This is a genomic window from Chryseobacterium sp. LJ668, from assembly GCF_019613955.1.
In the GTDB taxonomy this organism is placed as follows: domain Bacteria; phylum Bacteroidota; class Bacteroidia; order Flavobacteriales; family Weeksellaceae; genus Chryseobacterium.
Genome location: NZ_CP080443.1, coordinates 80,781 through 107,255, shown reverse-complemented (window position 1 = coordinate 107,255; position 26,475 = coordinate 80,781). Strand labels below are relative to the sequence as shown.

The 26,475-nt window shown below is 35.8% G+C and carries 22 protein-coding genes; 19 read left to right on the top strand and 3 right to left on the bottom strand.

Features of this window, described 5'->3' with window-relative positions; all coding sequences use genetic code 11:
• The first annotated feature begins 13 nt into the window (after positions 1-13).
• Entirely contained in the window at positions 14-517 is a 504-nt protein-coding gene (locus tag K0U91_RS00525; protein WP_220179982.1) for a CinA family protein, read from the top strand.
• An 81-nt stretch (positions 518-598) separates the two neighbouring features.
• On the opposite strand, the gene K0U91_RS00520 is transcribed toward K0U91_RS00525, so the two are convergent.
• Positions 599-1,195: a YciE/YciF ferroxidase family protein gene (locus tag K0U91_RS00520; RefSeq protein WP_219970934.1), complete on the bottom strand. Its 597-nt coding sequence runs from the start codon at positions 1,193-1,195 to the stop codon at positions 599-601.
• Positions 1,196-1,331: 136 nt separating this feature from the next.
• On the opposite strand from K0U91_RS00520, the gene K0U91_RS00515 reads away from it, so the two are divergent.
• The 11 genes from K0U91_RS00515 to K0U91_RS00465 all read left to right on the top strand — a co-directional run bounded on the left by K0U91_RS00515 (position 1,332) and on the right by K0U91_RS00465 (position 12,051).
• Positions 1,332-1,658: a hypothetical protein gene (locus K0U91_RS00515; RefSeq protein WP_219970933.1), complete on the top strand. Its 327-nt coding sequence runs from the start codon at positions 1,332-1,334 to the stop codon at positions 1,656-1,658.
• Between the two features lie 91 nt (positions 1,659-1,749).
• Complete coding sequence (locus K0U91_RS00510; protein WP_219970932.1) at positions 1,750-2,010, top strand: SemiSWEET transporter; 261 nt, start codon at positions 1,750-1,752, stop codon at positions 2,008-2,010.
• 277 nt (positions 2,011-2,287) lie between these two features.
• Positions 2,288-3,799: an acyl-CoA dehydrogenase family protein gene (locus tag K0U91_RS00505; protein WP_219970931.1), complete on the top strand. Its 1,512-nt coding sequence runs from the start codon at positions 2,288-2,290 to the stop codon at positions 3,797-3,799.
• A 223-nt stretch (positions 3,800-4,022) separates the two neighbouring features.
• Complete coding sequence (locus tag K0U91_RS00500; RefSeq protein ID WP_219970930.1) at positions 4,023-4,583, top strand: helix-turn-helix domain-containing protein; 561 nt, start codon at positions 4,023-4,025, stop codon at positions 4,581-4,583.
• A gap of 233 nt (positions 4,584-4,816) precedes the next feature.
• Entirely contained in the window at positions 4,817-5,461 is a 645-nt protein-coding gene (locus K0U91_RS00495; RefSeq protein ID WP_219970929.1) for a DEAD/DEAH box helicase, read from the top strand.
• Between the two features lie 73 nt (positions 5,462-5,534).
• Positions 5,535-5,729 (top strand): cold-shock protein, encoded by a 195-nt coding sequence (locus tag K0U91_RS00490; RefSeq protein ID WP_047445827.1) that lies wholly within the window; start codon positions 5,535-5,537, stop codon positions 5,727-5,729.
• A 220-nt stretch (positions 5,730-5,949) separates the two neighbouring features.
• Entirely contained in the window at positions 5,950-6,354 is a 405-nt protein-coding gene (gene tssD, locus K0U91_RS00485) for a type VI secretion system tube protein TssD (RefSeq protein ID WP_219971757.1), read from the top strand.
• A 428-nt stretch (positions 6,355-6,782) separates the two neighbouring features.
• Positions 6,783-8,717, top strand: a complete 1,935-nt coding sequence (locus tag K0U91_RS00480; RefSeq protein WP_220571810.1) for a type VI secretion system Vgr family protein — start codon at positions 6,783-6,785, stop codon at positions 8,715-8,717.
• Between the two features lie 2 nt (positions 8,718-8,719).
• A complete protein-coding gene (locus tag K0U91_RS00475) occupies positions 8,720-9,661 on the top strand; it encodes a hypothetical protein (protein WP_220179531.1) in 942 nt (313 codons plus the stop codon).
• Between the two features lie 526 nt (positions 9,662-10,187).
• Positions 10,188-11,693, top strand: coding sequence for a PAS domain-containing sensor histidine kinase (locus K0U91_RS00470; protein WP_220571809.1), 1,506 nt, complete (start codon positions 10,188-10,190; stop codon positions 11,691-11,693).
• Positions 11,674-12,051 (top strand): response regulator, encoded by a 378-nt coding sequence (locus K0U91_RS00465; protein WP_220179529.1) that lies wholly within the window; start codon positions 11,674-11,676, stop codon positions 12,049-12,051. The genes K0U91_RS00470 and K0U91_RS00465 overlap by 20 nt, the downstream gene beginning before the upstream one ends.
• A 173-nt stretch (positions 12,052-12,224) precedes the next feature.
• On the opposite strand, the gene K0U91_RS00460 is transcribed toward K0U91_RS00465, so the two are convergent.
• Together K0U91_RS00460 and K0U91_RS00455 are read right to left on the bottom strand one after the other, a co-directional pair.
• Positions 12,225-14,486 (bottom strand): glycoside hydrolase family 3 C-terminal domain-containing protein, encoded by a 2,262-nt coding sequence (locus K0U91_RS00460; RefSeq protein WP_220179528.1) that lies wholly within the window; start codon positions 14,484-14,486, stop codon positions 12,225-12,227.
• Positions 14,487-14,598: 112 nt separating this feature from the next.
• A complete protein-coding gene (locus tag K0U91_RS00455; RefSeq protein ID WP_220179527.1) occupies positions 14,599-15,405 on the bottom strand; it encodes a DUF4197 domain-containing protein in 807 nt (268 codons plus the stop codon).
• 104 nt (positions 15,406-15,509) lie between these two features.
• On the opposite strand from K0U91_RS00455, the gene K0U91_RS00450 reads away from it, so the two are divergent.
• The 7 genes from K0U91_RS00450 to dacB all read left to right on the top strand — a co-directional run bounded on the left by K0U91_RS00450 (position 15,510) and on the right by dacB (position 26,460).
• The gene (locus K0U91_RS00450) at positions 15,510-17,759 is read left to right on the top strand and encodes a family 20 glycosylhydrolase (RefSeq protein ID WP_220179526.1); all 2,250 of its coding nucleotides are present in this window, start codon (positions 15,510-15,512) and stop codon (positions 17,757-17,759) included.
• Between the two features lie 86 nt (positions 17,760-17,845).
• Positions 17,846-18,841 (top strand): isoaspartyl peptidase/L-asparaginase family protein, encoded by a 996-nt coding sequence (locus tag K0U91_RS00445; protein ID WP_220179525.1) that lies wholly within the window; start codon positions 17,846-17,848, stop codon positions 18,839-18,841.
• A gap of 51 nt (positions 18,842-18,892) precedes the next feature.
• Positions 18,893-19,555 carry a copper homeostasis protein CutC gene (locus K0U91_RS00440; protein ID WP_220179524.1) on the top strand — a complete coding sequence of 221 codons (663 nt, stop codon included), beginning with the start codon at positions 18,893-18,895 and terminating at the stop codon, positions 19,553-19,555.
• Positions 19,556-19,646: 91 nt separating this feature from the next.
• A complete protein-coding gene (locus tag K0U91_RS00435; protein WP_219969585.1) occupies positions 19,647-19,781 on the top strand; it encodes a GxxExxY protein in 135 nt (44 codons plus the stop codon).
• On the top strand, positions 19,782-22,268 hold the full coding sequence (locus tag K0U91_RS00430; RefSeq protein ID WP_220179523.1) for a beta-mannosidase: 2,487 nt from the start codon (positions 19,782-19,784) through the stop codon (positions 22,266-22,268).
• A 116-nt stretch (positions 22,269-22,384) separates the two neighbouring features.
• Entirely contained in the window at positions 22,385-24,832 is a 2,448-nt protein-coding gene (priA, locus tag K0U91_RS00425) for a replication restart helicase PriA (protein WP_220179522.1), read from the top strand.
• Positions 24,833-24,990: 158 nt separating this feature from the next.
• Entirely contained in the window at positions 24,991-26,460 is a 1,470-nt protein-coding gene (gene dacB, locus K0U91_RS00420; RefSeq protein WP_220179521.1) for a D-alanyl-D-alanine carboxypeptidase/D-alanyl-D-alanine endopeptidase, read from the top strand.
• The last annotated feature ends 15 nt before the right edge of the window (positions 26,461-26,475 follow it).

Below are 26,475 nucleotides of genomic sequence, written 5' to 3'. Positions count from 1 at the left end.
AAATTTCACTGTTATGGAATTTCAAAAAAAAACACTGGAGTACATCAGCGAATGCCTGATAAACAGTAATGAAACCATTGCTATTGCCGAAAGTGTAACTTCCGGAATGCTACAGCTTGCCTTTTCGCAAATGCCGAATGCATCGATGTTTTATAAAGGCGGTATGACTTCATATACACTTAACGAAAAAGTAAGATTGCTGAGGGTTGATAAAAGTGAAGCAGAAAAATGTGATTGTGTGTCAGAAAAAATAGCAGAAACTATGGCTCTGAATGTTGCCAAATTATTTGAAAGTGATTGGTCTATCGCTACAACAGGCTACTGCACTCCGGGAAGAAATTCTGATTACAATGTGTATGCATACTATTCGATTGCTTATAAGGAAGAAATTATTTTATCTAAAAAACTAGAGCTGCATCCAAAAACTCAGGCTCTTAATGCGCAACTGTATTATACAGAATTTATTTTAGGGTGCTTTAAGAGCGAACTGAATAATCTTCTGATTTTAAATAACTGATCATCAATCAAAAAGACAGCCTTTAAAAAAAAATTCCTCAATTTAATTGAGGAATTTTTTTTATAAAATTATGCTTAAAATTTATTTTGCTTTTGCATTCAAAGCGGTATCTGCAATGCTTGTAAGCAGCTTATCACAGTTTTTTTCTTCTTTTAAGGTAGCCAGAAAATTGCTCAGGCATTTTTTTTCACCCAAAACTTTAGCATAAGCAGCCAAACTTCCATAAGTAGCGATCTCATAATGCTCCACTTTTTGCGAAGCTGCAATAATCCCTACATCACGTATTGCGCCTGGTTTAGTTTCTTCCATGATGCTTTTACCTTCATCCAATAATCCCTGCATTGCATCACATTTTTTAGCTTCAGGCTTTAACCCTAACGATTTAAAACATTCTTCAAGTCTCATTACATGAACTTCAGTTTCTTTTAAATGGGTAGCAATTGCTTCTTTTAATTGAGGATGGGTAGCATTCTTTTCCATTTTCGGAAGGGCTTTTGTTAAAGCCTTTTCTGCCCAATAAATATCTTTTAAAGCATCCTCAAAAAAATCTTTCAGATCTGTTGCTGCATCACTTTTTGCAGGTGCTTTAGCGGATGACTTTGAAGCTGCAGACTTTTTAGGAGCGGCGGCTTTCTTTGGTACAGCAGGTTTTTTAGCTGTTGACGTTTTAGTTGCCATAATGTTTATTTTTTGATTTTATATTGCCAATTACAATTCAATTATAAGACCAAAGAACAGTAAATCATTTAAAAATAAAAATTTGTAAAATTATTTCTTGGCAGGTGTTTTGTTAATTTAAAGAAAATAAAAACTTATGAATAATAAAATAAAAGTAGCATTGGCATTCTTAGCCGGAGGAACTTTATTGCTCCTTAATCAAAGAAGAAAAAAACTGAGCCAACGAAAAAAAACATTTACCGCTCCAGATGGAAATACCTACAAAGAAAATCAGCTTTATCAAACTGCTGAAGGAAAATCTTACAAAAACGGAAAAGTGGTGCACTTTGATCATTTAGAATTTGAAAATGATATTCATTCCACGAATGCTTTCAACCATTTACACGATGACAAATTTTCAAAAAATTATCAGTCTAAACCACAACACGTTGATTACCACCAAAAAGGGCAAAGACATCGTTAATCCTATTCCAGAAGATTTACTACAAAATTAAATAGAGATGACTTTATAACTATTTCGTTTTGTAGTAAATTTTTATATTTCTTATATCATTATGGACGAAAATACTTTAGGCATTATCGCGGGAGTTCTTACTTCCATATCAATGATTCCGCAACTGATAAAAGTGATTAGAGATAAAAATGTGGAAGATCTTTCCTGGATTATGATAATTGTATTGATCTGTGGGCTTTCTCTATGGGTTTGGTATGGGATTATAAAAAATGAACTACCTATAATTCTTTCAAATGCATTCGCAGTACTTGTTAATTTGACTTTACTGCTATGTTTTATTTTGTTTAGGAAAAAATCATAACGCCTTTGATGGTGAATTTAAAAAGAATTATTCTAATCTAATTCTCTAGTATTTGGAATAAATACTGAATATCATTTAAATATTGAATTTTTGACAATATTTACAATATTGCTTTAATAATATATCAATTTTTCAAGATTTACTGTCTAAGGTGTCTGAAAATTCGTATCTTAGTCGCAGATTTTGTGAAGCTGCTGATTTAAATAATAAGTTGTGCCATTCGCTTCATTTGGTAATTTCGTTGTATCGATGGCATACAGCACATATTTTTTATTTTATGAATGAATCTTCTTACAAGTCTTCAGGAGAGTCTTATCCTGAATTTCTTGATCATTTTAAAACTTCACTCAACCAACTTTTTCAAAGGGAAAACATCGACCAGCTATGTCTTTCGAGAGGTCTCCCACCAAGCGTGTGGAAAGAAATCATGAATTTGAAACCCCTTTCTGTCGCAGTACCATCAGAATTCGGCGGGCGAGGATTGAAGGTGAAAGAATGTTTGGGGATTCTATCTGCTGCCTCTTACGAATCTCTGCCGTTATCGTTGACTTTCGGGATTAATATTGCTCTTTTTTTAGAGCCCTTAGCCAAATATGGGAATGAATCTATTAAAGAAAATATATTTAAGCATTTCTTAGATTATGGTGCAATGGGTGGTTTGATGATCACAGAACCAGATTTCGGAAGTGATGCATTAAATATGAAAACTCAAAATGAGTTAAAAGGAAATTCTTTTGAAATAAAAGGTACAAAACACTGGCAGGGTCTTACCGGATTGGCTAATTATTGGCTAATTACTTCGAGAAATGCTAATGCAGAAGGAAATCTTTCAAGAGATGTAGATTTTTTCATTGCAGATACACATCAGCCAGCACAAAATATTGAAGTTTTAGAATATTATGACAATCCGGGATTATACATGATTCCTTACGGACTTAATAAGATTGACATTAAAGTTCCTGAAGCAAACAAATTGATTCCTGAATCCACAGGCCTTAAAATGATGCTTGATATTCTTCACAGAAGCAGATTTCAGTTTCCGGGAATGGGGATGGGCTTTCTGAAAAGAATGCTTGATGAAGCGCTCGATCATACAAGAAACAGAATTGTAGGAAATTCAAATCTTTACGCACTAGACCAAGTGCAGTATCAGCTGACGAGATTAGAATCATTCTTTACACTTTGTTCTGCAATGTGTGCGAAGAGCTCTAAGATCAGCGGTATTGAAAACAACCTTTCATCAGATGGTGTTCATGCCAATTCTATGAAAGCTCTGGTTACCGATATGATGCAGGAAGCTGCACAGATTCTGGTACAGTTGTCGGGTGGAAAAGGATACAGAATGAGCCACATTGGCGGAAGAGGTATTATGGATAGCCGTCCATTCCAGATTTTTGAAGGTTCAAACGAAATGTTGTACACCCAGATTTCAGAAGGAATTCTGAAGGATATGAAGAAAAAGAAAATTGAAAATGTAGGTGAATATTTGCAGCAGAATATTTTAAGTGAAAATGCAGCAAAATTGTATACACAAAATTTAGATTTCACAATCAATACTACAATTTCTCAGAGAAAAATGATTGATTTAGGAAAAGTTGTGGCAAGAATTATCACCGTAAATGATCTTTTGGAACTTAGCAATGCAGGGTTTAACCAAAAATTGGTTGATAATTCTGTCGAAATGACCAGACAGGAGATTGTTACACTTCTCGCATCAATGAATCACCACCAGGATTTAAAGCCTTTAGATGATTACTCAGAAAACAGCAATTGGATGTCTCTGGTTTAACCTCAAAAAAATTTGAAATAACAATTCTCTGCAGTAATCTCTGTGGAGAATTTTTTTTAGGGACAAAATTTCGGTTTATTAATCATTATTAAATTTATTTTAAGAGTATGTTTTATATCTGTTTTAAGATTTTTAATGTTTTAAAATTATGTATCTTACCTAATCTATTAGGTTGTCGTTTAAATTTTATCAATTTTTTCAGATCGCCATAAAAAACAGCTGTATGAGATTATACATAAAATATATGGTCAGTCTGCGATGTAAAATGATGGTGCAGGAAGAAATTAAAAAATTAGGAATACAGCATGCAATTGTAGATCTCGGTACTGTCGATATTCAGCAAGGATTCAATGAAGAACAGTTGGACGTTTTCAGGTTAAGATTAGCACATTTGGGTCTTGAATTATTAGATGATAAGAAAAGTATTTTAATTGAAAAAATAAAAACCACAATCACAGAGATGGTTCATAATGCCGATGAGCAGCCAAAAGAAAACTATTCACTGTATTTAAGCGAAAAATTAGGGTATGATTACACTTATCTTTCCAATGTATTTTCGGAAGTCAATGGGTATACGATCCAGCATTTTATCATTATCAATAAAATTGAGAAGGTAAAAGAGCTGTTGTTATATAATGAGATAAATCTTACTCAAATTGCTTATAAACTCAATTACAGCAGTGTTGCACATCTCTCTTATCAATTCAAAAAAATCACAGGTTTAACGCCGTCTTTCTATAAAAACCTCAAATTAAAAAGGCAACGAAATCTTGAAGATTTATAAAATGTGTGATTTATGTAAATATGATATTTATTTATATAAATTTTAAATGAAATTTTTCGCTCATCTTTGTGAAGTGATATAAATACCCGAAGACTGGCCTTGAATAATGAGAATAGAAAAAGTTCGTCTCTTATTAAAATGCAAACAAGACCTGTCATCGATATATTTGACAAAACACATGTTTCCAAAATCAATTTTTGAATAAGGAAAGCCGTAACTCGGCAAAAAGTACTATGAGTTTTAAAAACCTGAACTTAATAAATCCAATCGTACGTGCCGCTACAGAAGCAGGATGTCCGATGCCTACGGAACTGCAGACCAGAATCATTCCGCAGATCTTAAACGGCAAAGATATTTTATGCTGCATTCCGCGCGGAACGGAAAGGTTGACTTCTTTTACAATGCCAATTCTTCAGGCACTGAAAAAGAATAATCCTGATCATAATGACACGAGAGTTTTGGTTTTGACGCCTACTAAAGAGACGGCGTTACAAATTGAGGAGAATTTTAAGATTTATACAAAATATTTACCGCTATCACAGCTTTCTGTGTATGAGGGTATTTCAAACGGAACGCAGCTTTCTTCACTCAGAAGAAGATTAGATGTGCTGGTTGCAACACCGCAAAAGCTATTAGAACTTGATGATCAGAGACATATCAGTCTTTCAAAAGTAGAAGTTTTAATTATAGATGATATAGAGATTTTGCTGGAGAATAATACCCATGAACTTAAAAGGCTTATCGGTAAACTTCCTTTAAAAAGACAAAATATTCTTTTTTCAGCGGTTATCTCGCAAGAAGTTAGTACATTTGCTGATAAGATATTTGATGACGGAATGGAAATCAAGAAAACAACAGTTTATTCAGCAGTGTCTTGAGTCTTTAAATAAAAAAACAGTCTGATCCAGAATTAGGCAAATCAATAATAAAACAATTTTTAATACCAATACAATGCAACAAGGCACAGTAAAATTTTTTAACGAAACAAAAGGTTTCGGATTTATTTCTCCAGCAGAAGGAGGACAAGACATTTTTGTACATTCTTCAGGATTGAACACTAAAATGATTCGTGAGAATGATAAAGTGGTTTTTGACGTAGAAAAAAGCGAAAAAGGACTAAATGCAGTTAATGTAAGACTTGCATAATCGATATATATCGTAAAAAGTAAGCTGCTTCGTAAGAGGCAGCTTTTTTTGTGTGCTTAATTTTCCCTTCATATTCAGTCGTATAATTACGACAGGCAATCGTAGAATTACTACAAAAATTGAGAAATTTAAAAAAAAGGCATTGAGATTATTTTGGTGTAATTATCTTTGGTATAGAAAACAGATCAACAAAAATATTAACGATTAAAATTTATCTATCATGGCAGCAAATTCAAGAGGAATCTTAAAATTCAACGGCAGTGAGGGTCAGAAATTATTAAAGCTGAACTACAGCGTGTCCCGATCTACAGACGTATCGGGTAGAGTAGCCTCCGATCCTTCAAATGCAATTATCAAACTAACGATCGAGGCGACAGAAAAATCTGACATTCTGGAATCACTGTTAAACGGAAAATACAAGCCTACTTCCGGAGAGATCACCTTCAACAAATCTCACGAAGAAGGTACTCTGATCACCCTTAATTGGGAAAACGGTTACGTGATCCAGCACGAGGTAGACTTCGATGCGGTAGACGAAAACTCCATGCTGATCAGCTTTGTGGTAAGCGCCGAGAAAATCAACTATGGGACAGCAGCTTACGAAGGACTTTGGCCGTCAAGCTAAAATCCGGTTATCAATCAAGTATTATGGTAAACAAAGACTGTCCCTCAAGACGGTCTTTTTTGTCTGAAATTTATTTTTGGGTCGTATTTATTGACTTTATTTTTTAGTTTTATTAAAAGGCTCTGCTCCCAAGAATGTTTCCGATATCTTTTGATAAAGCAAGACAAAACCAATGGAATTTTTGCTTGAGCAGACTCACACATTAAATTTAAATACAATAAGAAAATATTTAAAATAATAACTAAAAAAATAATTCTAAAGTATTCACCATGAGTCAAGTAAAGAAAAGAGTGCTGAAGATCATGCGGTATAAATTCTGGCAGAGCCCTTTAGATTACAGCAATCTTAAAAGTATGCTAAAGTTCACCCCGGAAGGCTGCTGAATGAAAAAAAATGAATAACTTTAAATCACCACAATCACACATATTATGTCAAACACCTTAGAACCATCCAGAGGCAGTTCTTTTCGCCCCTCGCAGAATGCAGAAGGGGTATCAGAAAGCCATCACAACGGCATCAACCGTTTGGTAAAATTATCTTTGGTAATTGAAGGTAAAGTTATCAGATATTACAAACACTTCAAACTCACCCAAAGCGCTCAGCGCCATCATGAGTTTACCCTTACGCTTTCCCACGACACTCTGGGCGACCGCCAGACACACACCCTGGAAGAAGCCAACAAGTTTTTAGGCAAACGTCTCACGGCTGTAATTTCCTACAAAGATATCGACAACAGCCCGGAAAGAACATTCGTTGGCGTCATTACGGGAGTAGGTTTCAGCCAGGAGAAAATGAGCCTCGGGAATATCGTATTATCCGGTTACAGCCCGACTATTTTGCTCGATGGTGCGCCCCATATCCAGAGCTTCGGAGGCAGCCAGCCGGTGAATATGGGGATTATTGCAGAAGAAGTGATCAAGCAGGGTTTAGACAAAAGCCGTTTCGACATCAGAATCGATACCAACGATTATTCACAGATCGTCTACAGCAGCCAGTACGACGAGACGCATTACAATTATCTTGCGAGAATGGCAGAAGCCTACGGCGAGCAGTTTTATTACGACGGTGAGGTTTTACACTTCGGGAAACTTCCGCCCCAGAATAAAGCGATCAAGCTTACCTACGGCAGCAGTGCCAATGATATTAAAGTTGAATTGAAAGCGGTGCACACCAAGCCTCAGTTTTACGGCTACAACAGCAGCAGGCACGAGAAGCTGACTTCAGGGGCGACTCCTATTCAGCATGTGGGAGATCTGGCCAAAACAGCTTACGGGCATAACGACAATATTTATAAAACACCCTCACTGCGAGTGGCCCCTATCAAGGCAACGACCCATCTTGATGTGGAATACTCACAGAAAAGCACTTCGGGAAGCGAGGCAGTGAATGTTTTTAATATCTCGGGTTCCACTACGGTTCCTTTCCTTCATCCGGGCTGCTCGGTAGATATCGAAATGCGCAAACCGGATACAAACGAAACTTCGTATTTTACAAGAATCATGGTCACAGAAGCCACGCATGAGATCGATACGATCGGCCATTACAGCGGAAGTTTCTTGGGGATAGCCTCCGACACGGGCTTTTTGCCAAAGCCAGAATTTACAATTCCCAAAGCCGAGCCGCAGATCGCAACGGTGATCTCCAACACTGACCCGGAAGGACAGGGGAGGGTTCAGGTAAGATTCGACTGGCAGACGAATGACACGACCCATTTTATCCGGATGATGAGTCCTGATGCAGGGGGAACCGATAAGATCACGCAAAACAGGGGCTACGTAGCCATCCCGGAAGTGGGAGACCAGGTGATGGTCAATTTTGTGCACAACCATCCCGACCGACCGTTTGTCATGGGCGGAATGTTCCACGGACAAGTAGGTTTGGGCGGGGGAATGGATAACCGCGTAAAATCTATACAGACCAGAAGTGGTCATAAAGTAGTTTTCACGGAAGATGAGAGCATTATTATTACCGATAAATCGGGAAATGAGATTCACCTGGATACGACTGGAAGCAATATCAATATTACAGCTCCGGAAACGATCAATATTACGGCAAAAAATATGAATGTCAATATTGCTGAAAATATTACGACTAATGCAGGCATGAATATTTCTGAAACTGCGGGAATGAATAAAACTACGGGTGTCGGATTGCTCAATATGCTTTCAGTTGGGACAGATTTTATAACGAATGTTACAGGAAAAATGACTGAATTTATCCAAGGAAATAAAGAATCTCATACAGATAAAGACAGATTGAGAGTGGCTAACGGAAAGATTACTAATCAAAGTCAGGGCGTTTTTGAACAGCATTCTCAAAAAGAGATTAAGAATAATTCTGCGGAAATTTCAAAAAATCATTAATAATGAGTAAGGAATCTTTTATAGGAGGAGACTATATTGAGACTACCGGAGGTTCAGCTAAAAATTTTGCAGGAGCTAATATAGAAAATTCATCTCTTGGAAATCAATTTACACAAAACGGATTAGATACCGGAGTTACTTACAATGTCAATGAGCCTCCACCCAAAATAAACTTAATTGCAAAAAAGATTATACGCATCGAGATCACAAATGAGATTACCGGTTATACAATACAGGGACTAAAAGGATTAGATTATAATTTTTATGATCCTGCAGTAGTAGTACCTACTTATAAAGTTAATATTTTTTACATTGAAAAAAATATTAAAGGAGAGGATTGTAAAACTGAAAATAAAGGTGAATTTGATGTTACAAGAGATGCTTGGTATAGTTTAGGTAAAAATAAAGATGGTAAATATGAGCTTTTGAACAGAGCATTTGTTCCTGACAATTATGAGAGAAATTTGTATGGCCTTCACTGGATTCCAAGCTATCCGAATATTTCAGCACGATATGTAAGATCTGATATGGATGCTTTCATCTTTACAAGATTTGGAAGTCGTAAAATTCCTGCAAAACAGCTCAGAACGCAGACGAGATTAGATGGAAAGAACATAGATTCACCCAGAAAAGATCAGAATTTTGCAACCGATGTTATGATTCATATTGGCGGATCATATGAAATGAAAGGATATGATCATTTAGGAGGCTCTTATGGATGTTTCGCATATATACCCAAAGATGATATTTATTCTACGCCTGAGTTGGCAGAAAAAGCATCAGATAATGATGATTATGATGACATCGCCTCAAACAGTACATGGAAAGAAATCACAAACAAAATCAAATTGCTTGCTTTTGAAGATAAAAAAGAAATGCAGGTGATCTTAAAATATAGAGATGAATCCAAAGTTTATTTCCCTCCAAAAATTTTAAATGAATAATTCAGCTATGAGAAGTACAATAAATTATATTGTTTTTTTTTCAGGTTTTTTATTAGGTATACTATTTTATTTTCTCAATCTGAGCATAAGTAATTCGGAAATATCTTCTATTGACCCTGAACCGCATGAACTTTTAAGAAATATGGATTATTTGATTCTATTATCATATGGATTTTTTGGAGCAATATTTTCATTACTATTACTATTGATAATAAGATACCGTCAAAAGAGGTAAAATTTTAAGGTCCTATTGTCACCGCAACTACGTCACTTACTGTCAAAAAATTTAATAAGCTGTACTTTTCAGTTACAAAAACTTCAATAAGATTATTTATTCGATATATTCAAAAACTAATCATACACAATTTGAGAATGTTACTATCTGGGCACAGTATTTGGTTTACGATTGTATCTGCAACATAAAATAATTTTATTAATTTTCTTGTTTGTAGAACAGTGTTAATAAAACAGCTTAGATTTGGAAACATCAAAAGACTCCCGCAACGATCAAACGAGCAGTTCAAATATGAACCTTGATCTTTATCTCCAAGCTTTAAATTCGGCAAGTTCAGGAATTATCATCACTGACAATACTCAGCCAGATAATCCTATTATTTACTGTAATAAAGCATTCCAGACCATTACAGGATACAAAAATAACGAAATTATAGGTCACAATTGTCGTTTTTTACAATCTCAGGACAGAATGCAGCCCGAGAGGCTGGAACTGAAAGAAGCCATAAAAAACGGTAAGGAATGCAAGGTTGAAATTAGAAATTACAGAAAAAACGGTAAATTATTCTGGAATGAGCTTTTTATTTCTCCTGTTATAAATGACAAAGGGGTAGTTACTCATTTTATAGGAGTGCAAAATGATATTACAGATCGTAAAAAAGCAGAGCATGAACTTCGCGAAGAAAAAACATCTGTTGAAAGAAAAATTCAGGAAAGAACCAAGGAGCTTCTCGGAAATGAAATTTTCCTTTCAAGTATTATTCAAACTGTAAGAGAAAGCCTATTGGTTTTAGATGCTAATTATACGGTGATAAGCGCCAACAGCCATTTTTTAAACACTTTTAAAGTGACATCCGAAGATACCGTTGGCACATTATTATTTGAGTTGGGTAACAATCAGTGGGATATTGAACCTTTAAAAGAACTTTTATTAAAAATATTGCCTACCAGTAATCCGGTAATAGATTTTGAGGTAGAGCACGATTTTCCGCATATTGGAAAAAAAATAATGCTTCTCAATGCATACCGTGTAGAGTTTGAAGGTCAGTATAAGGATAGAATCTTAATTGCCATTGAAGATATTACCGAAAAAAGAGAAATTGACCGCCGCAAAGATGACTTTCTTTCTATTGCAAGCCACGAACTCAAAACTCCTTTGACGACTATTAAAGGACTTGTACAGCTTCTTCAAAGAATGCCGCCGGAAGGTGCTACCCAAAAATATCTGTCGACTGTTGACAAAGTAGGAACATATGTCGACCGTCTTAATAATCTAATTACAGAACTTTTAGATACTTCAAAAATACAGTCAGGAAATATAGAATTGCATAACGAGCCATTTGATATCAATAAGACGATTAAAGATACTGTCGAAAATTTGTCATTAGCAACACCTGCTTATCAGATCACTTTATCCGGACACGCAAATGGAATGATTTTAGGTGACGAATTACAGATTTCACAGGTCATGAATAATCTCATCTCAAATGCGATAAAATACTCGCCAGGATCAGATAAAATTGAAATATATCTCAGTAAAGTAGGAGATTTTGTAAAAATATCGGTAACAGATCATGGTATGGGAATAAGCCCGCAAGACCAGGCAAAAATCTTTGAAAGATTCTTCAGGGCAAGAGATATTCAGAAAAAATTTCCAGGATTGGGAATTGGTTTGTATATTTCGCACGAAATTATCGCTAATCACAAGGGAACTCTTTGGGTAGAGAGTGAGATAGGCAGAGGATCCACCTTTAGCTTTACATTACCAATAATGAATGATGATGACAATAGAAAATAGAAAAATAATGGTCTGTGATGACGACCAGGGGATCCTAGATGTGCTACAAATGTTGCTTGAATCTGAAGGATATGATGTTTACACCGAAATCAACAGTACAAATTTGATAAAAGAAATTAAAACACAACTTCCTGACCTTCTTTTGCTTGATCTTTGGATGCCTGTACTTTCAGGCGATCAGGTACTAAAAGCCATAAGGGCAACCCAGGAATTTAAAACTCTTCCTGTTATTGTATTATCTGCTAGTGTAGACGGAAGCAGTATTGCAAGTAACGCCGGTGCTACAGATTTTGTTCCGAAGCCGTTTGATATGGATGATCTGATTGCGAAAATAAAAGAACTGTTGCGCCGTCTATAACATTTGATAGCAAATTGATTTTAATTTCAAACAATCTCAATATTATCTTTATTTTCTTGATTAACTGCTGTATTTTTTGCAGTGAATTAATAGAAATTTGTAACCATAACGATGAGAATTTTATTAGCTGCAAAAAAAATCCCCGTTCAGATTTGACAGGGATTTATTCTTGATTATTGTAAAGTAAATTTCACTTTGGTTTTAATTTCATCAGAAGAATTTCCAATCAATGCTTCAAAAGCTCCGGGTTCTGCCACCCACTCATGTTTTTCAGCATCGAAAAAGCTTAATGCAGTCTTATCGATTGTAATGCTAACTTCTTTTTGTTCACCAGGGTTTAAATAAACTTTTTCAAAGCCTTTCAGTTCTTTTACAGGTCGCTGAACGGATGATTTCAAATCACTGATGTATAATTGTACCACTTCAGCACCGGCTCTTTTACCTGTATTTTTTATATTGACCGTAAATGTGATTTTATCTTCCTGACTGATTATGGTTTTATCAGTCTTTGCTTTGCCAAATTCAAATGTACTATAGCTTAAACCATGACCAAAACTGAATAAAGGTTTAATCTTTTTTGTATCATGCCACCGGTAACCCACAAAAATCCCTTCATTATAGCGAATGTTGATTGGGTTTTTTTGATCCTTTCCTTTTCCTGCAGCCAGTTCTTCTTTATTTCCAGGATATTCACCCAAATTATGCGCTGCATTGTCTTCAAGCTTTACAGGAAAAGAAAACGGAAGTTTTCCGGAAGGATTTGCATCACCTGAAAGAATGGCTGCAAGAGAATTTCCGGCTTCAGAACCCAGATACCATGATTGGAGAACTGTAGGAACATCTTTTATCCATGGCATCGCTACTGCATTTCCGGAAACTAAAACGACTGCAAAATTCTTATTAACTTTTGCCAAAGCAGCAATTACATTATCCTGATTGTAGGGTAAGCCGTAACTTTTTCTGTCGTTTCCTTCACTGTCCTGAAAATCTGATTTATTCAACCCACCAACGAAAATTACGTAATCAGATTTTTTTGCCAGTTCTACAGCTTCATTTAACAATTCATCTGCAGAGCGATTATCTTTCAGATCCTGCCCGGATTTTACACCATTGTATTCACCACCTATGTCGCCTACATATCCTCTGGCAAATTGTACATCAGCCTGATTTCCAAATCTAGATTTAATGCCATCTAGTGGTAATGTTTCATATTTTACTTTTAGCGAAGAAGAACCTCCGCCGACAGTCATGATTTTTATTGCATTTTCACCAATAACAGCAATTCTATTTCCTTTATTTAAATCAATTGGCAAAACATTTCCATAATTTTTAAGCAAAACGATTCCTTCTTCACCAATTTCCTTTGCGATGGCTTTATGTTCTTCTGAAGCTACATTTCCGAATGGTTTCTTGGTATTCATCGTAGTTTTGTAGGCCAAATTCAGCAATCTCATCACTTTATCATCCAATTCTTGAGTTCCTACTTTTCCTGATTTAATTAAATTTAGATAAGGCTGAGCAAGATAATAGTTGTCGTATGCATTTTTGGTTCCGGCAGAAAGGCCATTGGTCCAGCTTCCGAACTCTAGATCTAATCCGTTGTGAATTGCCTGTTCAGTATTGTTTACAGCACCCCAGTCCGAAACTACAACCCCTTTATATCCCCATTCTTTTTTTAGAATATCATTGAGAAGATATTGATTTTGACTTGCGTACTGACCTTTGTACATATCATAGGCACCCATGATCGTCCACGAATCTCCTTCTGTCACAGCTGCTTTAAATGGCGGGAGATAAATTTCGTAAAGCGTTCTGTCATCAATGATTACATTGCTTGTATGGCGAAACATTTCCTGATTGTTGAGCGCATAGTGCTTCACAGAAGTGGCAACCCCGTTAGACTGTACTCCTTTAATATAAGGAACTACCATTTTTGAGGTTAAGTACGGATCTTCACCCATATATTCAAAGTTTCTTCCGTTAAGGGGAGTCCTGTAAATATTGACTCCGGGTCCGAGAAGAATATCTTTTTTACGGTATCGGGCTTCCTCGCCTAATGCTTTGCCGTAGTTCCAGGACATTTTTTTGTTCCATGTTGCAGATAAAGCTGTTAAAGCAGGGTAGGCAATGATTGAATCATTCGTCCAGCCTGCCTGGTTCCATTCGTCCCACATCACTTCCGGGCGTACTCCATGCGGCCCGTCTGTTGTCCAGAATTCCGGAATTCCTAATCTTGGTACACCTGGCGAACTGAATTTTGACTGTGCGTGAAGCATCGCCACTTTTTCTTCAAGTGTCATCCTCGCAAGTGCATCCTGAACACGCTGACCGACCGATTTTGACTCGTCCAGATAGACAGGGATTGTCGTATTTTGAGCCATAAAAGAAGCAGATATTATTGTGAGTAAACCTACAATGGCAGTTTTCTTTAGCATAAAAATCATTTATTGATAGCAAACAAAAATAATAAAAAAAAACCATTATCTCAATTTGAGATAATGGTTTTAGTTCTTTTTTATGAGAAACTAATCCTGGTTCTTAGTAAAATTACTTTCTATCCTGCGCTCCAAAAACCTTCTGGAGTATACTTGTCGTTCTCATCACAGAATTATTTCTGATTCCTCTTTCCTTTTCTGCTACCATTTTAAAAACGCCGTTGATGGTTTCATTGGTTACATACTCATTAAGATCGGTGGAAACAGCATTTCCTGTCAACGTATTGTATTTTGAAATTAAATTGTTCCAAACTTTATCGGCACCCACTTTTCCTAAAGAAGCCTTTACCTTAGGTTGAAAGGCAGTGAAAAGCTGACCTTGGGTTTTGCTCTGTAAATAGTTGGTCGCTGAATTGTTACCACCTAGCAAAATATTTTTCGCATCGGTAATCGTCATTGAGGTAATGGCTTTGGTAAAAATAGGAGCAGATTCTGTGACAGCATCTTCAGCGGCTCTGTTGAGCAATTTTACACCTTGGTCGGCTAAACTTCCTAATCCAAATGCGCGTAATTTTGTGTCAATTATTCTTAGTTTTTCAGGCATTAAGATCTTCACAGCTTCATTTTTAAGGAAACCGTCAGTAACACCCAGTTTTTTCACTCCTTCTGTTACACCGAGCGTCAGAGCTTCTTTTAAACCTGAAGAAATCTGAGTTGAGCTCAAACTGTTGATGTTGGTAGCTGAAGATTGAGTATTTGTTGATGTTGTGGTAGTATTGGTTGTGGTTTTCGTCTTTACCGGATTATTGAGATCAACTCCGGTTTGATTTTTAACGGTAGATTTGATGATATCTAAAATCTGCGCTTGTGTAGAAACTGAAAATAATAATCCAGCTGCTAAGAAAAATGTTTTTTTCATCGTTTATTTTATACAAAATTAGATCTTTTGAAGTTTAATAAGTTAAATCATAGACTGAATTTTTCAGAAAATATTTATATTCGCTAAAATCTAAACTCAACAAGATGCTGCGTATTCTTTCGGTCTTTACACTCCTGATTTCAAGTTTTTTTTTCTCTCAGGCAAAACTGAATTTGATTCCTTATCCGCAAAAAATTGAGTTTCAAACGGGAGAATTTATTATTCCTAAAATACTTCTTTTACACCCAAATCTACCAAAGGAAGAAACTGAATATTTCAAAAAACGCCTGAGTTCTTCATTGAAATTTAAGAATACAAAAAAAGGAAATTCTCAATTGCTTTATTTCCAACTTGCGAAATCAGATAGTAAAAATAAGAATGATGAGTTTTATTCACTTAAAATTTCTTCAGATAAAATTGTAATAGAATCATATACAAATCAAGGATATTTTTTAGCAATTCAAACTTTAATTCAATTATTTGAAACTCACAAAAACGGAAAAATTCCTTCATTAAAAATAGATGATCAGCCCAAATTTTCCTGGCGTGGAATGCATCTTGATGTTTGTCGGCATTTCTTCACTGTTGAAGAAGTAAAAAAATATATTGATTATCTGGCAATGTATAAATTAAATACATTTCACTGGCATTTAACAGATGATCAGGGTTGGAGAATTGAAATTAAAAAATACCCAAAACTGACTGACATCAGCTCAAAACGTAAACAATCGATGATCGGAGCTTATGTTGAGAATACCTTTGATGGGAAACCTTACGGACCGTATTTTTATACACAGGACCAGATCAAAGAAGTTATACAGTACGCTCAGGATAGACACATCACAGTCGTTCCGGAGATTGAAATGCCAGGTCATGCTTTGGCAGCACTCTCAGCATATCCTGAATTGGCTTGTACAACAGGACCTTTCGAAGCGGCGACAAAGTGGGGCGTTTTTGATGATGTTTTTTGCCCGAAAGATGAAACTTTTACATTTTTAGAAAATGTTTTGGATGAGGTGATGCAGCTGTTTCCTTCACAATACATTCACATCGGTGGCGATGAGTGTCCAAAAACAAGATGGAAAGAATGTGCCCATTGTCAGGGATTAATCAAAAAAAACAATCTCAAAGACGAGCATGGTCTGCAAAGTTATTTCATTCAGAGAATTGAAAAATATGTCAACTCAAAAGGCCGCAAAATTATTGGCTGGGACGAGATTTTGGAAGGCGGATTAGCACCAAACGCAGCTGTAATGAGCTGGACAGGCATCAAAGGAGGAATTGAAGCCGCAAAAACCAGTCATTTTGCTGTGATGACGCCCGGAGCTTATTGTTATTTTGACCATTATCAGGGCGATCCACAGACCGAACCCAATGCGTTCGGAGGTTTCACGCCTTTGGATAAAGTGTATTCCTACAATCCGATTCCTGCTGAATTAAATGCAGAGCAGGCAAAATATATTTTAGGAGTCCAGGCCAATTTATGGACGGAATATATTCTTGATTTTAAACAGGTTGAATACATGATTTTCCCAAGACTGTTCGCGCTTTCTGAAGTCGGATGGGGAACTTCAAATCCGGAAAACTACAAGAAATTTGAAGACAGAGTAGTTGAGCATTTTAAAATTTTAGATAAAATGAACATCAACTACGCAAAAAGTATTTATAATATCAACGGAAAAGTGATTCCAAGAGTAGGAGGCGTTTCGTACAGACTTTCTACTTCCCAAAAGCCTGAAGGTATCCGCTTCACTGCAGATGGTAGCATTCCGACTGCAAATTCTCAGACTTATGATGTTCCTATTCCGGTTTCACAAACAATGACCATCAAATCAGCTTATTTTGAAGGCGGATTGAAAAGTGCGGTTTCTACACAAGAATTTACCACTTCAAAAACTACAGGAAAAAATATTACTTTAGAACAACAACCGAGTGAAAATTATTCTTTTGGCGGAGCTTTTACTTTGGTTGACGGAATTATCGGAAATGTAAAGCAGTTGGGAAAAATGTGGCTCGGTTTTCAAGGAAAAGATGTGGTGGCGATAATTGATTTAGACGAAAAAACGAAATTTTCAGAAGTATATTTTAACACTTTGGAAAATATAGGAAGCTGGATTCACCTGGCAAAATCTGCGCAGGTTTTTATATCTGATGACGGAATAGATTTTAAGCAGATCAAAGAAATCGGGAAAAATGAGATTCAAAGTTCCAAAGGGAAAGTCAAATTGAACGTTGGAAATCAAACCTCAAAATATATCAAAATTAAAATAGAAAATGCAGGCACTATCCCCGTAGGAAATCCTGGAGCAGATTCAAAAGCCTGGCTTTTTGTAGATGAAATCGGAGCAAATTGATTCAGGTTTAAAATTAATATTCAAATTTTCAACATCTTCAAACACTCTAAAAAGAATAACCTTAACCTAATCCTCAACCTTAAAATATGAACTCACGAAGAAAATTTTTAAAAATCACAGGAATATTATCATCAGCATTAATCTTGAATCCATTAGATCTAATCGCTAAAGAAGTTCCGGAAAGTGAAGGTAGGTTGGTCAATAAACCCATCGTTCTTTCGACATGGGACTTTGGTCTAAAAGCAAATGAGGAAGCCTGGAAGACTTTAGGAAAAGGCGGAAGAGCACTAGATGCGGTTGAAAAAGGTGTTCGTCTGGTTGAAAATGATCCTAATGAAAGAAGTGTTGGCTACGGCGGCCGTCCCGATAGAGATGGACGAGTGACGTTGGATGCCTGTATTATGGATGAAAATTATAATATTGGTTCAGTTGCTTGTCTTGAAAATATTAAAAATCCGATTTCTGTTGCAAGAATGGTAATGGAAAAGACACCTCATGTAATGTTGGTAGGCGATGGAGCGTTTCAGTTTGCCGTTTCCCAAGGTTTTAAAAAAGAAAATATTCTAACGGCAGAATCTGAAAAAGAATGGAAAGAATGGTTGAAAAGCAGTAAATATTCACCGATTGTCAACATCGAAAATCACGACACGATTGGTATGATTGCTTTGGATGCCGAGGGAAATCTTTCCGGAGCATGTACCACGAGCGGGATGGCTTTCAAAATGCATGGCAGAGTAGGAGATTCACCAATTATCGGTGCAGGTTTATTTGTTGATAATGAGGTAGGTGCAGCAACCGCAACTGGTCATGGTGAGGAAGTAATCAGAACCGTAGGAACTCATTTGGTCGTGGAACTGATGCGACAGGGTAGAAATCCTCAACAGGCATGTAAAGAAGCTGTAGAAAGAATTGTCAAGATAACTCAAAAAAGAAATAAAAATCTGAAAGATATTCAGGTTGGCTTCATTGCCATCAATAAAAAAGGAGAATACGGATCTTATTGTATTCAGGACGGTTTTAATTTCGCCGTTTATGACCAGAAAGGAAACCGTCTGGAAAAACCTGATTTTGCTTTGAAATAATTAGTGTAAGTATTAGACATCCATCACCTATCATTAAACATCCAACAAAATATGATTTTAGAAATCGCCACTTTCGATCTCACTTCCGCTGAAATTGCGTTAAATTCCGTTGCCGACAGAATTGAATTCTGTGCTGACATCAATTCCGGTGGAATTACACCCGACCTTGAAGAATTGAGATATTTAAAAGAAAAATATTCCAAGCCGATTCATGTCATGATTCGCCCTGTAAGTGGAGGTTTCATGTACAGCGATTCTGAATTTTTGCGAATGAAAAGAGATCTTATTGAATTTTCAAAAGCCAAAGCTGATGGTTTTGTCTTCGGGATTTTAGATGAAAATCAGGAAATTGATTACGAAAAAAACAGACTTTTGGTTGATCTCGCCAACGGAAAACCATGTGTTTTTCACAGAGCTATTGACCGAACCAAAAATATTTTTGAATCGGCAGAAAAACTGATCGAATTAGGTTTCAGAGAAATCCTCACTTCCGGTGGAGAAAATTCTGCAATGGAAGGGAAAGAAAATTTAAAAAAACTAATTGAAAATTGTGGTGATGACATTAAAATCTTAATTGGTGGCGGTGTTCGTTCGAATAATATCTCAGATTTAAAAAAAGTAACGAATGGAAAGTATTTTCATTCTTCTGCAGTGTTGTCTTATGAGTCATTCGCGAATGCGGAGGAGATTAAAAAGTTGAAGTTGAATATTTAAAATTAAAATGAGAAATGTAATCACGCAAAATAATTAAGTAAGCAGAGATTGCGACAAAGTCTTTAGAGATTTATACAAATCTTAGTGCTGGATTAATGGAAAGTGCTTACAAACAGGCAAATTAACAACGTATTTAAGGTTAACCAATATTAAACTAGGTTTATTGATGAATTTTAATACACCTTTAATCAAGAACGGAATCCACAGAATTGTAAATAAACTTTAAATGAACAAAACTATACTTTTTGCCTTATTTTTCATTCAAACATTCATCAACGCACAATTTTCTGAGCGAAATCTGTCGTCAGAAAAATGGCAATTTAAAAATTCAAAAGAAAATAATTGGCTCACGGCATCGGTGCCGGGGACAGTTCATTTGGATTTAATGGATCATCAGCTCATTCCTGATCCATACAAAGATGAGAACGAGAAAGAAGTGCAGTGGGTAGAAAATGAAGATTGGGATTATCAGACAGTTTTTAAAATAGCAGCTAAAGAATTAGAAAATCAAAATGCAGATTTGGTTTTTAACGGATTGGATACGTTTTCTGAGATTTATTTAAACGGAAAACTGCTGGAGAAGGCAGACAACATGTTCAGAACATGGCAAATTCCGGTTAAAAATGATTTGAAAATCGGTAATAATATTTTACAAATAAAATTCAGATCTTCCGTTAATGTTGGGCATGAGCTAGCAAAAAAAGTTTCATTTGCATTACCAGAATCTCCCAGAAGTTTTGTGAGAAAAGCGCAATACCAGTTCGGTTGGGATTGGGGACCACGCTTAGTCACCGCTGGAATCTGGAAAGATGTTCAGTTGAATTTCTGGAATTATGCAAAGATTGAAAATGTAAAAATCGAGCAGAAAAGTTTAACAAAACAAAATGCAGATTTAATTATTTATACTGAAATTCTAGCTGATCAGACCGGAAAATATGTTGTTTTAATTAATGACAAACTCAACAATATCCAATTAAAAAAAGGAAAAAATACAATTCAGATTCCTTTTACAATTCAAAATCCAAAGCTGTGGCAGCCAAACGGTTGGGGTAAACCGGATCTATATGATTTAAAAATGTCATTAAAAAAAGATTCGAAAATTCTAAATAATAAAGCTGAACGAATTGGCTTAAGAACCATCGAATTAATTCAGGAAAAAGACGAAAAAGGCAGATCTTTCTATTTTAAAGTCAATGGAAATCCGATGTATGCCAAAGGAACCAACTGGATTCCGTCAGACAGTTTTATACCAAGAATTACCAAAGAAAAATATCAGAAACTCATCAAAGATTGCAAAGATGCCAACATGAATATGATTCGTGTCTGGGGCGGCGGGATTTACGAAGATGATGAATTTTACAAGGCCTGTGACGAAAACGGAATTCTCGTTTGGCAAGATTTTATGTTTGCAGGAAGTTTTTATCCGTCTGACGAAGATTTTTTGAATAATGTGAAAGAAGAAGTCAAAGATCAGGTCAACCGGCTTCAAAATCATCCATCGATTGCGTTGTGGTGCGGAAATAATGAAATTGACGAAGCCATCGTCAATTGGGGCTATCAAAAACAGTTCAAATATTCAAAAGAAGATTCTCTTCAGGTTTGGAAAGATTACAAAAAGGTTTTTCATGAAGTCATTCCTAATGCTTTGAAGGAAAATTTAACTTCGGAAAAAAATATATACTGGCCGACTTCACCATCAATTGGTTGGGGACACAAAGAAAGTTTAACAGAGGGCGATTCTCATTACTGGGGCGTGTGGTGGGGCGAGTTTCCATTTGAAATTTACAACGAAAAGGTTCCGCGATTTGCTTCTGAATACGGTTTTCAGGGAATGCCGAGTTTAGAAACCATGAAATCAATGTTTTCGGGAAATCAGGATTTAAGTTTAGAAAATTCAACCATCAAAGCGCACGAAAAAAATGCCCGCGGTTTTCATATCATCCATGAATATATGAAGCGGGATTATGTCGTTCCGAAGGATTTTGTGAAATATAATTATGTTTCGCAACTGCTTCAGGCTCGTGGAATGCAGATTGCCATTGAAGCCCATCGCCGTGCAAAACCGTACAATATGGGAACTCTCTATTGGCAGCTCAATGATTGCTGGCCGGTCATTTCTTGGTCATCAATTGATTATCTGGGCAATTGGAAAGCGTTGCATTATCAGATCAAAAGAAGTTTTGAAAATCAGGTAATTTTAACGGAAGAAATAGAGGGTTTTTTAAACTTTTATGCCATAAATGATGAATTAAAAAAGTTCGAAGATATAAAAGTAGAAATTCAGGTTGTTGATTTTAACGGGAAAATTTTTAATGATCTAACTACGGTTCAGAATGAGAAAATATTGGATGGAATTGCAAAGATTGAGCTCATAGAAATTAAAAATTTAATTAAATATTCCAATAAAAATGAAGTCTTTTTAAAATTGGTTCTAACAGATATAAACAAAAAAATCATTGCAGAAAATATCCACTTTTTCTCAAAACCAAAAGATTTAAAACTCACAAAACCTGATATCAAAATCACAAAAATCTCTCCGACAGAAATCGAAATCACCACAGATGTTCTGGCAAAAGATGTCTATTTAATGGGTGACACACATTTCAGCGATAATTTCTTTGATCTGCTTCCGAAAACTTCAAAAAGAATTACACTCTCAAAACCATTCGAAAAAATTGAGTTGATGAGTTTGTGGGATACAATGAACGAATAAGTTGCTAAATTTGATGCTGTAATTTTTTTATCGAAGCAACTTTACTCAAACCTTAGCTTAAGAAATTATTGCAATTCTCTGAAGAAACGATTAATTTTACATTCTAAATTATTTCTTTGCAATACGCCCAAATCGTTTTACCGTTGAATTTAAAAGGAACTTTCACTTACAAAGTTCCTGAAGAGCTCACTTCTAAAATTGAAAACGGGATGCGTGTTTTAGTACCTTTTGGCGGAAAAAAAATTTATACAGGAATTATTTTTGAGCTTCACCATGAGGAACCGGAAAATTTTATAGCCAAAGAAGTGATCAGTATTTTAGATGATTACCCGATTGTACCCGCAGAACAGATCAGCTTTTGGAATTGGCTTTCAGATTATTATCTCTGCAATTTGGGCGAAATTTACCGCTTTGCCTTTCCCTCTTCTTTAAAACTCGAAAGTGAAACTTATTTAAAGCTTAAACCTAATGCCGTTATTGAATTTGAGAATCTGGACGTCAACGAAATGTATCTCATCCAGGCTCTGGAAGTTCGACAGTTGATTAATCTGACAGATATTGAAGCATTTATACCCAAAAAGGAAATCATTAAAACCATCAATTCTCTGATTGATCTGCAATACATTGAAATTGATGAAAAAGTAGCAGAAAAATATAAAGCCAAAGAAGTGGCCTATGTAAAAGTGAAAGCCGAGGTTCTGAAAAACCAGAATCTTACAGAAATTCTTTTACAACTCAACAGAGCCAAGAAGCAAAAAGAGCTTTTCCTGAATATCATCGAAAAACAGACCGAAAATCCTGATTTACATATCAAAAAATCAGAATTATTTGTAGACGGATATTTTGGAAGTTCACATTTTAAAGCTTTGGCAGATAAAAATCTGGTCGAAGAATATTATGTTCAGAAAGACAGGATAGAAAGCTACGAAGGTGAAATTGAGGAAATAGAAGAACTTTCTGAAATGCAGAAAGAAGCGAAAGCAGAAATCGATGAAGCTTTTGAAGAAAAGAAAAATGTTCTAATTCATGGCGTAACTTCCTCCGGTAAAACCCACATCTATTTAGAAAAAATTGAAGAATGCGTTAACGAAGGAAAAAATGTTCTGTTTTTACTTCCTGAAATTTCTTTAACCAAACAGATTACGCAGCGATTAGAAAAAAAATATGGTCGACAGCTGGGTTTTTATCACCAGAAACTCACTGATTTTGAAAAAGTAGAAGTTTGGCGAAGAATCAAAAATAATGATATTAAAATACTTATTGCCACAAGAAATGCATTATTTCTGCCTTTTCAGAATTTAGGATTGATTATCGTTGATGAAGAGCATGATTCTGCCTACAGACCGAGAGAAGTGTCACCTTTTTTCAATGCAAAAGATGCGGCTTTAGTTTTGGCGGGGTTTTATGACGCAAGAGTGATTTTAGGTTCGGCAACACCATCAGTTGAGAGTTATTATTCAGCCAAGAAAGAAAAATTACATTATATTTTCCTCAACGAAAGATTCGGGAATGTGAAATTACCTGAATTTGAACTGATTAATTTTAAAGAAGCCCAGGATTCCAAAAAAGTATCCGGGAATTTTTCATTGCAGTTGATTGATGAAATTAAGAAAACTTTAGATGAAAAAAATCAGACCATTATTCTTCATAACCGCCGTGGTTATGCTAGTGTGATAGAATGTGAGACTTGCGGTTATGTCAATTACTGCTCAAACTGCGATGTGGTTTTGACATATCATAAAGCTGCTAACGAAATGAAATGTCATTACTGTGGTCAGCGAGCGTCCAAACCGAGAACCTGTCCGAAATGTCACTCTGAAAATCTAAACGAAAGAGGAGTCGGTGTAGAGCAGATTCACGAGGAAGTTTCAAAGATTTTCCCTGAAAATGAGGTCGACAGGATGGATGTCGATTCGATGCGGAAAAAATTTGCCTATGAAAAATTATATGAAAAAATAGAAGATCGGGAAACCGATATTTTGGTTGGGACACAAATAATTTCCAAAGGTTTAGATTTTGATCATATCGAATTGGTAGCCATTCCTAAGGCAGATTCTATGTTGTATGTTCAGGATTTCAGGGCCGAAGAAAGAGCCTATCAGTTGGTTACACAAGTTTCTGGAAGAGCAGGAAGAGTTTCTGGTAATGGAAAAGTTTTAATTCAGACGTATAATCCGGACCATTCTGTTTTTCAATTGATTAAAATGAATAATGTTGCGAAAATCTATAAATATTTTCTCACCGAAAGGCAGAAATTTCACTATCCGCCATTCACAAAACTAATCATGATCGAGCTGAAGCATATCAAAGATGATAAGGTCAACCGTGCCGCACAGTTTTTAGGCTCAATTTTAAGAAAGTATCTTCCTGAAGACTGTATTCTAGGTCCGGAAAGAGCTCAGATCGCAAGGCTGAATAATTTGTACCAGTTTCAGATACTTTTAAAGCTTCCCAGAGGAAAAAACTATGAAAAATTTAAAAATCTTGTATTATTAAGTCTCAAAGAATTTGACGAAATCACTGCGTATCACAGCATTAAAAAAGAGGTTTTTGTGGATTTTTAACAATTATTAACAAACTTTACACGGTTTTATTATTCTTTTATAAACCTCATTCCAACAATAATATCTACATTTGAACGTTTATTACGTGTTTGGATAAAAGCAAATGGTTTAACTTATCATATTTTATGCCATCCAATGTATAATAAAAAGAAAAATTGATGATAAATTACAGAAAGTATATTTCAGGTATTGCGGTTTTGGCCACTGGTTTTATCTTTGCCCAATCTACCGTATCTACAGTTCTTTATTCTCCAAATTTCGAAGGTCAAAAAAGCGGATTAAATTTGCCCTCACCTGTAGCAGCGGTAGAGAAAGTTTTTTTGTCTCCTAAAGAACTCGTAGATGTAAACTTAAACACAATGATGACCGATCCCGTGCTGAAAAATGCAACTTGGGGATTTGTAATCTTTGATCCGAAAACGAAGAAAGTGATCTCTTCGTATAATGAAAATACTCCTCTCGTTCCTGCTTCAACCACAAAATTATTAACCACAGAAACTGCATTGCATTTGTTGGGAGAAAATTACCGTTGGATGACGCAGCTGGAATATTCCGGAGCAATCGACGAAAATGGAGTTTTGAACGGTAATCTCTACATTGTGGGAAGCGGTGACCCGTCATTGGGAACCAACAAAGCCGGAGCCTGGTCTTACAAAGAAATCGTTTCAGACTTCGTAAACGGAATGTCTCGTGAGGGAATCAAAAAGGTAAATGGTGATATTATTATTCAGACAGCGCTTTTCAAAGGTAACATTTCGAGACTTCCGGAAAATGTTGTGTGGTTAGAAAACAATAATTACTATCTTCCTGTTGGTACCACTCGTGAAATCAATCCTGCAAACGAAAAACTGATTGTAAAAAAAGGGAACGGTTTAGCTTCAGATAAAAAATACTTCTATGTTTCACCTTACGCCAATCAAATGGTATATGCTGAAAAGTATGATGGTGACGGAATTTTAACCACAAAACTTCCCGATGCACCTGCATTTTTAGCTAATACATTCAGAGCAACATTGGTGAAAGGCGGAGTAGGAATTACCGGAAAAGTAACTCCGAAAACAACAGATGGTGCTCCTGAAGTGAGAAAAATGATTTCTGCATACAAATCTCCGACGCTTTCGGATATTATTTACTACACCAATCAGCGAAGTGATAATGGTCTAGCAGAAGCTTTGCTTAAAACAGTCGGTTTCCAGAAAATGGGCGATCAGACTTCTGAATCCGGGAGAATTGTGGTGAACGACCATTTAAAAGAAGTTGCTTTTGATATTGAAGGCTTAAATTACATGGATGGAAGCGGATTGTCGAGAAGCAATAAAGTAACCCCAATTTCTCAGGTAAAATATTTAACTTCTCTAATGAATCAGAAATACTACAAAACCTATTTTGATTCTCTTCCAATTGCAGGTCAGTCAGGAACTCTAAAAAGAATGTTTATCGGCCAAGGAAACGGGCAGATTTTTGCTAAAACCGGAACACTGAATAAAGTGAAAGCATTGACGGGTTATATGAAAACGAATTCTGGAAGAACTTTGGTGTTTTCTATACTTGTAAACAACTATTCTGGATCTGTGGATATGGTGAAAAGCAGAATTGAAAAAATTCTTCAGCCGGCTTTAGATCTTTAAATTAATGATTTAAAT

What these genes read in the sequence shown, in the direction of transcription:
- K0U91_RS00520 (WP_219970934.1), bottom strand. Translation starts at nt 1,195, where the DNA reads ATGGCAACTAAAACGTCAACAGCTAAAAAACCTGCTGTACCAAAGAAA.
- K0U91_RS00495 (WP_219970929.1), top strand. Translation starts at nt 4,817, where the DNA reads ATGAGTTTTAAAAACCTGAACTTAATAAATCCAATCGTACGTGCCGCT.
- dacB (WP_220179521.1), top strand. Translation starts at nt 24,991, where the DNA reads ATGATAAATTACAGAAAGTATATTTCAGGTATTGCGGTTTTGGCCACT.
- K0U91_RS00525 (WP_220179982.1), top strand. Translation starts at nt 14, where the DNA reads ATGGAATTTCAAAAAAAAACACTGGAGTACATCAGCGAATGCCTGATA.
- tssD (WP_219971757.1), top strand. Translation starts at nt 5,950, where the DNA reads ATGGCAGCAAATTCAAGAGGAATCTTAAAATTCAACGGCAGTGAGGGT.
- K0U91_RS00505 (WP_219970931.1), top strand. Translation starts at nt 2,288, where the DNA reads ATGAATGAATCTTCTTACAAGTCTTCAGGAGAGTCTTATCCTGAATTT.
- K0U91_RS00470 (WP_220571809.1), top strand. Translation starts at nt 10,188, where the DNA reads ATGAACCTTGATCTTTATCTCCAAGCTTTAAATTCGGCAAGTTCAGGA.
- K0U91_RS00440 (WP_220179524.1), top strand. Translation starts at nt 18,893, where the DNA reads ATGATTTTAGAAATCGCCACTTTCGATCTCACTTCCGCTGAAATTGCG.
- K0U91_RS00450 (WP_220179526.1), top strand. Translation starts at nt 15,510, where the DNA reads ATGCTGCGTATTCTTTCGGTCTTTACACTCCTGATTTCAAGTTTTTTT.
- K0U91_RS00430 (WP_220179523.1), top strand. Translation starts at nt 19,782, where the DNA reads ATGAACAAAACTATACTTTTTGCCTTATTTTTCATTCAAACATTCATC.
- K0U91_RS00465 (WP_220179529.1), top strand. Translation starts at nt 11,674, where the DNA reads ATGATGACAATAGAAAATAGAAAAATAATGGTCTGTGATGACGACCAG.
- K0U91_RS00515 (WP_219970933.1), top strand. Translation starts at nt 1,332, where the DNA reads ATGAATAATAAAATAAAAGTAGCATTGGCATTCTTAGCCGGAGGAACT.
- K0U91_RS00460 (WP_220179528.1), bottom strand. Translation starts at nt 14,486, where the DNA reads ATGCTAAAGAAAACTGCCATTGTAGGTTTACTCACAATAATATCTGCT.
- K0U91_RS00510 (WP_219970932.1), top strand. Translation starts at nt 1,750, where the DNA reads ATGGACGAAAATACTTTAGGCATTATCGCGGGAGTTCTTACTTCCATA.
- K0U91_RS00455 (WP_220179527.1), bottom strand. Translation starts at nt 15,405, where the DNA reads ATGAAAAAAACATTTTTCTTAGCAGCTGGATTATTATTTTCAGTTTCT.
- K0U91_RS00480 (WP_220571810.1), top strand. Translation starts at nt 6,783, where the DNA reads ATGTCAAACACCTTAGAACCATCCAGAGGCAGTTCTTTTCGCCCCTCG.
- K0U91_RS00490 (WP_047445827.1), top strand. Translation starts at nt 5,535, where the DNA reads ATGCAACAAGGCACAGTAAAATTTTTTAACGAAACAAAAGGTTTCGGA.
- K0U91_RS00500 (WP_219970930.1), top strand. Translation starts at nt 4,023, where the DNA reads ATGAGATTATACATAAAATATATGGTCAGTCTGCGATGTAAAATGATG.
- K0U91_RS00475 (WP_220179531.1), top strand. Translation starts at nt 8,720, where the DNA reads ATGAGTAAGGAATCTTTTATAGGAGGAGACTATATTGAGACTACCGGA.
- K0U91_RS00445 (WP_220179525.1), top strand. Translation starts at nt 17,846, where the DNA reads ATGAACTCACGAAGAAAATTTTTAAAAATCACAGGAATATTATCATCA.